The following is a 12,842-nucleotide window of genomic DNA, read 5'->3' as shown; positions in this document are numbered from 1 at the left end:
GAGCCCCGCGCAGATGCCCGCCGCACGGACGAGCCCCGCACCGAGCCGAGGGCCGCGCGTCGTCGTCATCGGCGCGGGCATCGTCGGCTGCTCCCTCGCCGACGAGCTGACCGCCCGCGGCTGGACCGACGTCACCGTCCTCGAACAGGGGCCGCTGCCCGCGCCGGGCGGCTCCACCTCGCACGCGCCGGGCCTGGTCTTCCGAACGGGGCCTTCCCGGACGATGACCGAGTTCGCGAAGTACACCGTGGAGAAGTTCGGCTCGCTGGAGGTGGACGGACTCCCCTGCTTCACCCCGGTCGGCGGCCTCGAACTGGCCACCACACCCGAGCGCTGGGCCGATCTGCACCGCAAGGCCGGACTCGCCGCCTCCTGGGGCGTGCGCGCCGAACTCGTCGGCCCCGGGCGCTGCAAGGAGCTGTGGCCGCTGATCGACGAGGGCCAGGTGTACGGCGGGCTCCACACGCCGGACGACGGTCTCGCCCGCGCGGTGCCCGCCTGCCGTGCGCAGATGGCACGGGCACGCACGCGTGGAGCACGATTCCTGGACAGGCACACGGTGACCGGCATCGAGAGGGACGGCGACCGCGTCACCGCCGTCGTCACCGACCGCGGCACGTTCCCCGCGGACCACGTGGTCTCGGCGGCCGGTTTCTGGGGCCCGGTGATCGGACGGATGGCCGGGGTGGACGTGCCCCTGCTGCCGCTCGCCCACCAGTACGCGAAAACGACTCCCCTGCCGGAGCTGGCCGGGGTCGACGACCCGCGTACGGAGGCCTCGCGTCCGATCCTGCGGCACCAGGACCGCGACCTGTACTTCCGCGAGCACGTCGACCGCGTGGGCATCGGCTCGTACGCGCACCGCCCGCTGCCCGTCGACCCGTTCGCGGTCCCCGCCTTCGACGACGCCGCCGCGATGCCGTCCTCGTACCCCTTCACCGAGGACGACTTCGCGCCGAGCTGGGAGGACTGCCGCCGCCTCATCCCCTCGCTGCGGGCGGCGGAGATCGCGGAGGGCTTCAACGGCGTCTTCTCGTTCACCCCGGACGGCATGCCGGTGCTCGGCGAGTCCCGTGCGCTGCGCGGCTTCTGGCTGGCCGAGGCGGTGTGGGTCACGCATGCGGCGGGCGTGGCCAGGGCCGTCGCCGAGTGGATGGTGGACGGGCGGCCCTCGCTCGACCCGCACGAATGCGAGCTGACGCGCTTCGAGGACGCCCAGCGCTCCCCGGCGTACGTGGCCGAGCGCGGCGCGCGGCAGTTCGTCGAGGTCTACGACGTCATCCACCCGCTCCAGCCCCCGGACCACCCGCGCCCCCTACGGGTGAGTCCCTTCCACGCCCGCCAGCGGGAGCTGGGCGCGGTCTTCCTGGAGGGCGGCGGCTGGGAGCGCCCGCACTGGTACGAGGCCAACGCCGCCCTGGCCGAGGGCATCGAGGTGCCGGGCCGCGATGAATGGGCGGCCAGGTACTGGTCCCCCGTCGTGGCGGCCGAGGCGCGCGCCACCCGTGAGGGGGTCGCCCTGTACGACATGACGCCCCTGCGCCGCCTGGAGGTCGCGGGGCCCGGCGCGCTCGCCTTCCTCCAGCGCATGACCAGCAACAACCTCGCCAAGCGGCCGGGTTCGGTCACGTACACCCTGCTGCTCGACGAGGCCGGCGGCATCCGTTCCGATCTGACGGTGGCGCGGCTCGGGCCCGACCGCTTCCAGGTGGGCGCCAACTCCCCCGCCGACCTGGACTGGCTGCTCCGGCACGCCCCCGCAGACGTACACCTCAGGGACATCACCTCGGGGACGTGCTGCGTCGGCGTGTGGGGGCCGCTGGCCCGCGCCCTCGTCCAGCCGCTGACCCGGGACGACTTCTCGCACGAGGCGTTCGGCTACTTCAGGGCCAAGGAGACCTACGTCGGGCACGTCCCGGTGACCGCGATGCGCCTGAGCTACGTCGGGGAACTGGGCTGGGAGCTGTACACCACCGCGGACCTGGGGCTCCGCCTATGGGACACGCTCTGGGAGGCGGGGCGGGAGCACGGTGTGGTGGCGGCGGGCCGTTCCGCCTTCAACAGCCTGCGCCTGGAGAAGGGGTACCGCGCCTGGGGCCAGGACATGACCACCGAACACCACCCCTACGAGGCGGGGGTCGGCTTCGCCGTCCGCATGGACAAGGGCGACTTCGTGGGCCGCGCGGCGCTGGAGGAGCTTGGCCCGCCGCGGCGCAGGCTCACCCCGCTGCTCCTCGACGACCCGGCCGCCGTCGTCCTCGGCAAGGAACCCGTGTACGTCGACGGCGTCCCCGCCGGGTACGTCACCAGCGCCGCGTACGGCTACACGCTGGGCCGCTGCGTCGCGTACGCCTGGCTGCCGCCGCTGGAGGCGGGCACGGGCGTCGGCATCGAGTACTTCGGCGAGAAGGTGCCCGCCACCGTTGCCGACGAGCCCCTGTTCGACCCGCAGATGACCCGCATCCGCCTCTAGGAGGTCCCGGTGCCCCCCACCTACGACGTGATCGTGATCGGCCTCGGCGGCATGGGCAGCGCCGCGGCGCACCACCTGTCCGCGCGCGGCGCCCGCGTACTCGGCCTGGAGAAGTTCGGCCCCGTCCACCGGCGCGGCTCCAGCCACGGCGGTTCGCGCATCACCCGGCAGTCCTACTTCGAGGACCCCGCCTACGTACCGCTGCTGCTCCGCTCCTACGAGCTGTACGACCGTCTCGAACAGGACTCCGGCCGCGAGATCGCCACGCTCTGCGGCGGTGTGATGCTCGGCCGCCCCGAGAGCCGCCCGGTCTCCGGATCGCTGCTCTCCGCCGAGCGGTGGGACCTGCCGCACGAACTGCTCGACGCGAAGGAGATCCGCCGCCGCTTCCCCACCCTCACGCCCCGCGACGACGAGGTGGCCCTGTACGAGGCGCGGGCGGGCCTCGTCCGTCCCGAGAACACCGTCGCCGCGCACCTCCAACTCGCCACCGGGCAGGGCGCGGACCTGCACTTCGACGAGCCGATGACCCGGTGGGAGCCGTACAGCGACGGTGTGCGCGTGCACACCGCCGAGGACGTGTACACGGCAGGGCAGCTCGTGCTCTGCCCGGGCGCGTGGGCGCCTGAGCTGCTCACGGACCTGGGGGTGCCGTTCACGGTCGAACGGCAGGTCATGTACTGGTTCCAGCCCACCGGCGGCGTGCGGCCGTTCCTGCCGGAGAACCATCCGATCTACATCTGGGAGGACGCCGACGGCGTCCAGGTCTACGGCTTCCCGGCGATCGACGGGCCCGGCCTCGGCGCGAAGGTGGCGTTCTTCCGCAAGGGCACGCCCTGCACCCCCGAGACCATCGAGCGGACGGTCCACGACCACGAGGCGGCCGCGATGGCCGACCAGGTGGGACGGCTGATCCCGTCGCTGCCCGGCCGCTTCCTCAAGGCCGCGACCTGCATGTACTCCAACACCCCCGACGAGCACTTCGTCATCGCGCGCCATCCGGCGCACCCCGGGTCGGTGACCGTCGCGGCCGGCTTCTCGGGGCACGGGTTCAAGTTCGTGCCCGTGGTCGGGGAGATCGTCGCCGACCTGGCCCTGGAGGGCACCACCGGCCACCCCATCGAGCTCTTCGACCCCGCCCGCCCGGCCGCCGCGCCCGCTTGAGGAGTACGAGAACCGTGACGACGACCCCCTTGCCGCCGAGCCTCATCGCGACCCTCCCCGGCCACTACTACACCGATCCGGAGATCTTCCGGCAGGAGCAGGAGCGCGTCTTCGAGGCCCTGTGGTTCTGCGCGGTCCGCTCCGCCGACCTGGCCGCGCCCGGTGCCTTCCGCACGGTGCGGGTGGGCCGCGAGAGCGTGCTGCTCACCCGCTCCCGCGGCGGGGGGCTGCGCGCGTTCCTCAACGTCTGCCGCCACCGGGGCGCCCGGCTGTGCGCCGAGGAGTCGGGGCAGGTCCGCCGGGCCCTGCGGTGCCCCTACCACGCCTGGACGTACGACCTCGACGGCAAGCTGATCGCCGCTCCCAACCTGGTCAGGATGCCGGACGTGGACCGCTCCTCGTACGGCCTGGTCGAGGTGGCCCTGCGGGAGTGGCTGGGCTATGCCTGGGTCTGTCTCGCGGAGGAGCCGCCCTCCTTCGAGGAGACCGTCATCGGCTCGGCGGTCGAACGGCTGGGCGACACGGCGTCCATCGAGCGCTACGGAGTCGACCGGCTGGCGCTCGGCAAGCGCGTCACGTACGACGTACGGGCCAACTGGAAGCTGATCGTCGAGAACTTCATGGAGTGCTACCACTGCGCGACCATCCACCCCGAACTGACGGACGTGCTGCCGGAGTTCGTGGACGGTTTCGCCGCGCAGTACTACGTGGGGCACGGTGCCGCGTTCGCCGAGGACGCCTGCGGCTTCACGGTCGACGGCAGCGCGGGCTTCGACCGCCTGCCCGAGGTCGACGACGGCCAGGACCGCCGCTACTACGCCATCACCGTGAAGCCCACCGTCTTCGTCAACCTCGTGCCCGACCACGTGATCCTGCACCGCATGTTCCCGCTGGCCGAGGACCGCACGACCGTCGAGTGCGACTGGCTGTACGCACCCGACGTCGTCGCCTCCGGCGCCGACCTCTCCAAGTCCGTGGAGCTCTTCCACCGGGTCAACGCCCAGGACTTCGCGGCCTGCGAGCGCACCCAGCCCGCGATGGCGTCACGCGCCTACCGCGCGGGCGGGGTGCTCGTGCCGACCGAGCACCACATCGGCCTCTTCCACGAGTGGCTCACCGAGCGGCTCGCTACGCAGTCGCCGCCGGACGCTTGTACATACGTGTCGCCGTGATCTCGCCGTGCACCGTCTCGCCGTCCGGGTCCTGCTGGGGAAGCCCCGGGCGCAGGTGCTCCTCGACGCTGATGTACTTCAGGCCCGCCCGCAGATCCGCGTCGTTGCGCAAGCGGATGACCAGCGGGAACTCCGCGAGCGCCGTCGTGTCGAAGAGACCGGTCGTGTAGAGCAGCTGCACGCCGAGCGCGTCGGAGACGGCCCGCTGGAGCTCCAGGAGGTACGTGGCGTTGGCGCGGCCGATGGGGTTGTCCAGGAAGAGCGTGCCGGCGTGCCGGTGCTTGTCGCGGCCCCGGTCGTTGCTGCGCAGCGCGGCCATCGTGCAGTACAGGGCGATGGCCGCGGTGAGGAGCTGGCCGCCGGAGAACACGTCGCCCATCTGTCCGACGGGCACCCGCTCGGCGCGCAGCACGGCGTCCGGCTTGAGGATCTCCACGGCGACACCGCGCGGCTCCAGCGCCGCCTGGACGCCGCGCAGCAGCAGGGACATGCCGTCGCGCCGCAGGTCGGAGTTCTTCCTCACCGCCGCGCGCGTGGCCTCGTCGATGACCTCGCCGAGCCGCTCGACGAGCGTGGCCTGGTCGGGCTCGTCGAAGCGGACCCGCAGGAACTCCTGGCCCGACCACTCGCCGAGCCCCTCGGGCAGCCGGGACAGGCGCTGGGCGGACCGCAGCGTGGCGAGGGCGGACTCCACCAGGCCGCGGAGGCGGTCGACGATGCTGTCGCGGTTGCGCTCCAGCTGCTCCAGCTCGTCGGTGAGGACGCGCAGCCGGGGCGCGAACGCGTCCGCCCACTTCTTGGCGTGCTCCGGCAGCGCGGAGGCGGGCAGCTCCCTGATCTGCTGCCGGGCGGGGGTGCGGACCTGCTCGTACCGTGTGGCGTTGGCGTGTCGTACGAGGATGTCGCTCGCCTCGCGGACGGCCGACTCCGCGGTGGACAGGTCGGCGGCGCAGCCGCGCAGCGAACGGCGGGCCTCGGCGGCGGCCTGGCGGGCCTCCTCCAGGGTGCCGGGACAGGGCTCGGGCTCCTCCTCGGCGTCCTCGTGGTGCTCGCGCAGCAGGTCGCGCAGGAGGGCCGCGGTCTCGTCGAAGCCGCCCGCGGCGTCCTCGGTGGCGCGGTGGGTGCGCAGCAGCGCGGCGTGGGCCTCCTTGGCGGCGGTCAGCGCCTCGGTGTGCGCGGCGAGGTCGCCGGTGGCGGTGCGCAGCAGCGCCTGGGCCTGCTCGGCGTCGGCGGGGACGAGGTCGTCGGGCAGCTCGGTGTGTGCCTCGCCGTCCTCGGGGGCGTGCCGCTCGGCCTCGCCGCGCAGCCGGCCGAGCTGCTCGCTCGCGGTGGCGGCGCGGGCCTCGATGAGCTGGACCTGGGCCTCCGCGCGCGCGGCCGCGGCCTGCCGGGACGGGCCGTCGGAGCCGTCGGTGCCTTCGAGGAGCTGGGCCGCGCGGGTGCGGACCTTGTTGCTGAGCCGGTTCAGCTCGGCGAGGGCGGCGCTCTCGTCGCCCTCCGCGCGGGCCTGCTCGGCGCGGAGGTCGGCGCCGACGCCCACCTTCTCGTAGAGCTGCGAGGCCGCGCGGTAGGCCTCGCGGAGCGCGGGCAACGACGTCTTCGGCGCCTCCGGGTCGGCCGGGACGTCCTCGGGGGCGCCGGCGATCTCGGCCCGCTCGGCGCGCAGGGCGCGGGCGGTGCGGCGGGCGTCGTCGGCGGCGCGCTGGGCGGCGCGGCGGTCCTCGTCGGCGGCGCGGGCGCGGTCGAGGCAGGTCTGGGCGCGGGCCTCGTACTCCACGGCGTCGCCGGCCAGTTCGCGGAGCTTCGCCTGCCAGCCGGCCCGCTCCCGCAGGCGGAACGCGAGGCCCGCGAGGGCGTCGGCGGCGCGCCGGGCGCGCTGGGCGGCCTCCTGCCGCTCGTCACGCACGCGTGCCGCCTCCGCGGCGGCCTCGTCGGCCTCGGCGCGCGCGGTGCGGGCCTCGGTCAGCTCGGCCTCGGCCTCCTCGGCGAAGGCGCGCGCCTCGTCGGCGGCCGCCGCCAGCTCCGCGAGGCGTCCGCTCGGGCAGCCGGCGCGCCAGGAGGTGAGGCGGGCGGCCAGCTCGCGGTCCTTGCCGAGCCGGACGGCGAGCGCCCGGATCTCCTCGTCGCGCCCGGCGGCCCGCGCGCGCAGGGCCTGGCGCTCCTCGTCGGCGGCGTGCTCGTCGTGCATGGCCGGGTTCGGCGGTACGAGGAAGACGCCGCTGTCCGCGCTCTCCTCGCCCGGGGTGGGGGCGAGGAGGGCCGCGGCGGTGCCGACGGCGACGGCGGAGCGGGGCAGCAGCGCGGCGTCGGCGAGGGCTTCGCGGGCGCGGGCGTGCGTGGCCGGGTCGGTGATGACCACGCCGTCGACCAGCTCGGGCCGCCCGGCGAGCACGCGCGCGTGGTCGGCGGGGTCGACGGCCTGGGCGAGATAGCGCCAGCCGGGCAGGGCGGGGATGCCGTGCTCGCCGAGGAACTCGACGGTGGCGAGGACGTCGGGGCCCGGCGGGAGCAGTCCGCCGTCGCCGAGGGCGCCGAGGATGCGGGAGTCGTCGGCCGCGGCGGTGCGCAGGTCGAACAGCTGCCGCTCGGCGGAGGTGACGCTCTCCTCCAGGAGGGCGCGCAGGTCGTCGGCGGAGCGGTCGAGCTCCGCCACGGTGAGGGTGCTGCCCGGCGTCGGGTCCTCGGTGCCCCGGCGGGGCCTCGGCACGCTGCCGCCGCCCTCCGCGGCGGGCAGGCCGAGCAGTTCGGCGAGCCGCTCTTCCCCCGCGATGGCTTCGGCGGCCCTGCGCTCGGTGCCGTGGGCGGCCTCGGCCGCGGTCGCGGCGTCGGCGGCGCGGGCGGCCGTCAGCTCGGCGCGCGCTTCGGCGGCGGCGGCCTCCCTGGCCTGGTCGGCGGCCCGGCGGGCGGCCTCACGCGCGGTGTCCCAGGCGGCGACCGTGCTCTTCTCGGCGTCACTCGCGGCCAGGGCGGCGCGGGCCGGGTCGGCGTCGGGGGCGGTGTCGTCGAGCCAGCCGGCGCGGACCGCCTCGGCGGTCTCCTGCTCGACCTCGGTGAGGCGCTGGCGCAGGTGCCCCGCCTCGCTGCGGGCCCGCTGGGCCTCGGTGGCGGCGGCGGTGGCGTCGCGGTGCGCGGTCTCGCCGGTCTCCTGGAGGGCCGCGGAGCGCTCCTCCTCTTCGTTGGCGAGGTTCTCCGCGCCCTCGGCCGCGGTGTGCAGGGCCCGTACGAGGTCGGAGGCGGCCCTGGCGCGGGCGGCGAGGGCGGGTGCCGCGTCGCGCTCGGCCTCGCGGATCGCGGCGGCCACGCGCGCGGAGCGGTCGGCGGCCGCGCGGTGCCGGAGGACGGCTTCGGCGGCCTGCCAGGCGGAGTGCAGGGTGCGGGCGTCGGCGAGCTCGCGGCGCTGGGCGGCGGCGGCCTTCTCGGCGACGGTGAGGGCCAGGGAGGCGTGGCGGTAGGCCAGTTCGGCGGAGATCAGGGCGCTCTTGCCGCGGGTGCGCTCGGCCTCGGTGACGGTGTGGGCGGCGGCGGTGACCTGCTCGGCGAGTGTGGCCGCGCGCCCGCGCTCCTCGACGGCGCGGGCGGCGAGCCTGCGGGCCAGGGTGCGGGTCCTGCGCTCGGCGCCCGCGTGCACGTCACGCGCGCGTGAGCGCGTCTCGGCGGCCTCCACGATCCGCCCGAGCAGGTCCACGGAGCCCGCGGTGAAGTCCCGCTCGGCCATCAGCTCGGCCCTGCGTCCCAGCTTGTTGCCGAAGCCGTGGACGAGGTCGGCGAGGCCGTCGGTGTCCCGGGTGTCGGTGACGGCGCGCAGCAGCAGGTCGGTGAAGTCGGAGTCCTTCTTGACGGCGAAGAGGCCCGCTGCCTCGCCCTCGTCGGCGTTCATCTCGCGCTGGTAGCGGAAGAGTTCGGGGTCGAGGCCGAGGTCGCCGAGGTGTTCGTTCCACCGGTCGTGGATCTCCTCCCAGTGCACCTCCAGGTGGGGGTATGCCTTGCCCGCCTCGGTCAGGGCGTCGCGGAAGCCCTTCATGGTGCGCCGGCGTCCCTGGGCGCCCGACGCGCCCTCGGCGGAGGGCCTGACCGCGGTGGACTCGGCGACCGGCAGGGAGTCCAGGCTCATGCCGGGGCCCGGCCGGAAGGAGTACCAGGCCTCGGCGAACTTCCGCGGGTCGTTGGAGACCTGCCGGCCCCGCCACTCGCTGACCTTGCCGACGACCACGCACTCGCCGGTCAGGGTGTGCTGCCACTCCAGGGCGACGTGCCCGCAGTCGTCGGCGAGCAGGAACTTGCGCAGCACTCCGGAGCTGGCGCCGCCGAGCGTGTTGCGGTGGCCCGGCAGCATCACCGAGAAGATCAGCTTGAGCAGGACGGACTTGCCGCCGCCGTTCTCCAGGAAGAGGACGCCCGCGGGGGCCGGGCGGCGCGGCGGGCCGACCGGCTCGTCCTCGAAGAACTCCGCCTGCGTGGGCGCGGGGTCGGGTACCTCGGCGCCGACGCCGCGCAGGTCGAGCACGGTGTCGGCGTAGCGCGCACCGGCCGGACCGATGGAGTAGAGGCGGATCCGGGACAGCTCGTACATGGCGGCGGACTCTCGTCGTAAGTCGTGGGGAACGGCGGGGAGGGGCGGGGCGGGCCCGGTACGCGGGCCGGAGGGGGTCAGGAGTGGAAGGGCAGTCCCGCGTCCGCGGCCAGCTCCAGATCGTCGGTGTCTTCGGGCGGCAGCAGCGTCGCCGAGCCGTCGGTGACCGGGACGACGCCGAGGTCGAGCAGTTCGGCCATGGCGGCGCTGCCCGCCATGTCGCGCACCTGGAGCTGGTAGCGGGCCGTGGTGCGGTACGTCCCTCCGGAGTCGTCGCCCGTGCGCTGGAGGAACCCGGAGTCGGTGAGGAAGGCGACCGCCTTGGCGACGATGCCGGTGGTCGAACCGGCCAGGCGGCGGGCGTCCTTGGTGGCGCCGGTCGAGCTGCGCCGTGCCCAGATCCGCCAGGCGGCCTCCAGGCCGGGGGCGTCGGTGGCCGGGTCGGTGTTCTCGCCCTGCTCCTCGGCGCGTTCCTCCAGGCGGCGGCAGGCCTGGCGGACGAACGCGTCGACGCCGTTGACCGTGACCCGGCCGATGTAGCCGTCGTCGGCGAGGTCCTCGGGGCGCGGGAAGGCCATGGCGGCGACGGCGAGGTGCGCGAGGCCGTGCAGGAAGCGGTCGGTGGAGTCGGTGGCGGCACGGCGGGCGTAGTCGCCCATGCGGACGGCGAAGAGGGAGTCCTCGGCGGCGGTCACGGCCATGCCCGCGCGCGGGGAGACCTCAAGGACGACGAGGCCGAGCCCGGTGGCGACGGCGTCGGCGAGCCGCGCGAAGGGCGGGTCCTCGCGGTAGCGGCGCAGGAGTTCGCCGTACTCCTGGTCGCGGGCGGGCTGGAGCTTGGGCTGGAGGCCGAAGGAGACGAGCCGCGCGGCGTCGGCGGCGTCCGCCGGGGTGACGGGCGCGGTGGCCGCGGGGGCCGTCGTGGGGTCCGGCTCGCCCCACGCGGCGTGCTCTGCGGGGTGGTCGGTCACGGCGTGTGCTCCTTGGTGGGGCTGTGGCGGTACGGGGAGGGGCCGGCGGGGCGGCACGGGCTGGTGCGGGTCGCGGTCATGCCGCCTCCGTCCGGTCGGCCGCCATGCCGGCGGCGTCGAGGAGGGCGGTGCCGACGATGAGGTCGGCGCCGCCGAACTCCTCGTCGTCGAGTTCCGTGCCGTCGTCCACGGCGAAGAGCAGCTTCTCCTCGCCCTGGCGGTAGGCGGTGCCGACCGGCGGGCTCGCCGCGTGGACGGCCAGGAGCGCGACCAGGTAGGGCAGTTCGGGGTCGCGGACGCGGGCCTCGGCGAGCAGCCCGGAGAGCCGTCGTGGCGCGTCGGACGGCAGGTCGAGCAGGTCCATGGCGCTCGCGAGCTGTTCCTCGCTGAAGCGGCTGTCGTCCGGGGTGGCGATCAGATCGGGCTCGGGCATCTCCGCGCCGAGGTGCTCGCGCTCGACGGGGGGTGTGAGCAGTATGTCGACGAGGTCGCCGACGCGGACGGAGACGGGCGTGCGCAGGCCGGTGCCGCGGGCGAAGAAGGCGTCGGTCACGCGCGTGGCCCGCTCGGCGGGGAGCGGCAGGAGGGGGGCGAGGAGCTGTCCGTACAGATCGAGGCCCGCGCGCGCGGTGGGCGCCGCGAAGGCCTGGCGGTCCTGCTCGGCGCGGAACAGCGGGCCCGCTTCGAGGAGGCGGGACTGCAGCTGGGTGTGGCGGCGGATGCAGTCCTTGACGATGTCGACCAGCTCGGCGGCGCGGCGCTTGTGCTCGGGGTCCTCGGACTCGTCGCGGGCCTTGCGGATGTTGGTGAGGATCGCGTTCTCGTGGCGGTAGCGGTCGGCCACGTGGTCGAGCGCCTCGGCGATCATGTCGGGGACGGCCCGCAGCCAGTCCACCGCGCGGACGTTGCGCCGGGTGGCGTCGAGGGCCTTGCGCAGTGTCTCGGCATACTGCACCGTGCGGTACCGCGCCTGCTCGGCGGCGAGCTGCGCGTCGGCGAGCCTGCCGCGGTTGATCAGGACCTCCAGCTTCACCTCGGCGGCGATCTGGGCGCTGGTGACGTCGGTGTCGAGGGCGCCCACCAGGACGTTGACCGCCTCGTCGGTCGTGCGCAGATAGACACCGCCGCCGTACCCGGGGACCTCTTCGAGGAGCTTGAAGTCGTAGTCCCTGCGGACATACGTCCCGTCGGGGGCGAACGTGCCGTACACCGCGCGGAAGCCGCGGTCGACGCTGCCGACGTTGATCAGGTTCTCCAGGACCCAGCGGGCCACCCGCTCGTGCTCGGCGGCCGGGCGGCGCGGGGCCTGGGCGGCGACGCGCGGCAGCAGCCGGGCGACGATCTGCTCGTGGTCGGCGCCGGTGTCGAAGTCCATGTTCAGCGTGACGAGGTCGATGGCGGCCAGGGCCACCTCCGCCATCGCGTACACCGTGTACTCGCCCGCGAGGTTGGCCTTGCGCACGTCGAGGTCGTGCAGCGGAGCCGTGCAGGCGAGGGCGCGCAGGCGGCGCGCCAGGCCCTCGTCGGCGGCCGGGCCCTGAGCGGGCCTCGGCCCCGCGCTGAGCTGGGGCGGAGCGGTGTCCGTAACGGCAGGCGAAGTCACGGTGCACACCCTAGGTCCTCGGTCTGACAACGGTCGAAACGGCGCAGAACCCTCGGCGGACCCGGCGCCTCGGCCGACCGGCCGCCGACGGCTCGGCCACCGGCCCCCGGAGCGTCGGCCACCGGCCGGCCGCCGCGGTCAGGCGCCGCCGTTCACCCGCCGTCCGTACACCTCGACCAGACCGGCGAGGGAGTCCTCCAGGTAGGCCGCCAGGAGCCGTTCGGCCCGCGCGGCGCTCCCCTCCCGCAGCGTCCTGAGGATCTGCTGGTTGCGTTCGAGGTAGGGCTCGTGGAGGCGGCGCGCGTCGTCCACCACGTGGAAGGCCAGGCGCAGTTCGGCGAAGACGCTGCGCATCAGCTCGTCGGTGCGGGCGCTGCCGGCGAGGGCGACGAGTTCGCGGTGGAAGTGGATGTTGGCGGTGGAGACGCCCTTCCAGTGCTTGTCCGCGGCGGCGGCCACACCGTCCGCGACGGCGCCCGCGACGCCGTCGAGCGCGTACGGGGGCTCGCCGAGTCCGCGGACGACGGCGCACTCCACGAGGCGACGCGTGCGGTAGATGTCCTCGACGTCCTCGATCGTGAGCACCCGTACGAAGACGCCGCGGTTGAGCCGGTGGACGAGGAGCCGTTCGTGCGTGAGCAGCCGGAAGGCCTCGCGGAGCGTGTTGCGCGAGACGCCGAGCGCTCCGCCGATGGCGTCCTCGGAGAGCCGTGTGCCGGGCGGGAAGTAGCCCTCGGCTATGCGGCTCCTGAGGATGTCCGACACCCGCTCGGCCGTGCTGGTGCGCCCGAGGAGCGCACGGTCGTCGGCCAGGCCGCTCACTTCAGTCGTCCCCTCCGCCATGCCGGGATTCAATCGCAGATACAAGAACGAGACAACATGGGTATTG

The 12,842-nt window shown here is 74.7% G+C and carries 7 protein-coding genes; 3 read left to right on the top strand and 4 right to left on the bottom strand.

The window, feature by feature from the left end; translation table 11 throughout:
- Nucleotides 1-13: 13 nt before the first annotated feature.
- From AB0I16_RS30960 to AB0I16_RS30950, 3 genes are read left to right on the top strand one after another with little or no spacing between them, the layout of a single operon-like run.
- A complete protein-coding gene (locus tag AB0I16_RS30960; protein ID WP_363252949.1) occupies nt 14-2,473 on the top strand; it encodes an FAD-dependent oxidoreductase in 2,460 nt (819 codons plus the stop codon).
- A gap of 9 nt (nt 2,474-2,482) precedes the next feature.
- On the top strand, nt 2,483-3,637 hold the full coding sequence (gene solA / locus AB0I16_RS30955) for an N-methyl-L-tryptophan oxidase (protein ID WP_363252948.1): 1,155 nt from the start codon (nt 2,483-2,485) through the stop codon (nt 3,635-3,637).
- Between the two features lie 14 nt (nt 3,638-3,651).
- Nucleotides 3,652-4,809 (top strand): aromatic ring-hydroxylating dioxygenase subunit alpha, encoded by a 1,158-nt coding sequence (locus AB0I16_RS30950; protein ID WP_363252947.1) that lies wholly within the window; start codon nt 3,652-3,654, stop codon nt 4,807-4,809.
- Here AB0I16_RS30950 and AB0I16_RS30945 read toward each other — a convergent pair.
- The 4 genes from AB0I16_RS30945 to AB0I16_RS30930 all read right to left on the bottom strand — a co-directional run bounded on the left by AB0I16_RS30945 (nt 4,766) and on the right by AB0I16_RS30930 (nt 12,796).
- The gene (locus AB0I16_RS30945) at nt 4,766-9,379 is read right to left on the bottom strand and encodes a hypothetical protein (RefSeq protein WP_363252946.1); all 4,614 of its coding nucleotides are present in this window, start codon (nt 9,377-9,379) and stop codon (nt 4,766-4,768) included. The two genes, AB0I16_RS30950 and AB0I16_RS30945, sit on opposite strands and share 44 nt — an antisense overlap.
- A 77-nt stretch (nt 9,380-9,456) precedes the next feature.
- On the bottom strand, nt 9,457-10,350 hold the full coding sequence (locus AB0I16_RS30940; RefSeq protein WP_363252945.1) for a hypothetical protein: 894 nt from the start codon (nt 10,348-10,350) through the stop codon (nt 9,457-9,459).
- A gap of 76 nt (nt 10,351-10,426) precedes the next feature.
- Nucleotides 10,427-11,953, bottom strand: a complete 1,527-nt coding sequence (locus tag AB0I16_RS30935) for a hypothetical protein (protein ID WP_363252944.1) — start codon at nt 11,951-11,953, stop codon at nt 10,427-10,429.
- A 138-nt stretch (nt 11,954-12,091) separates the two neighbouring features.
- Nucleotides 12,092-12,796 (bottom strand): GntR family transcriptional regulator, encoded by a 705-nt coding sequence (locus tag AB0I16_RS30930; protein ID WP_363252943.1) that lies wholly within the window; start codon nt 12,794-12,796, stop codon nt 12,092-12,094.
- Between the last annotated feature and the right edge of the window lie 46 nt (nt 12,797-12,842).

Source organism: Streptomyces sp. NPDC050703 (genome assembly GCF_040654435.1).
In the GTDB taxonomy this organism is placed as follows: Bacteria; Actinomycetota; Actinomycetes; order Streptomycetales; family Streptomycetaceae; genus Streptomyces.
This window is presented reverse-complemented; position numbering and strand designations above follow the sequence as displayed.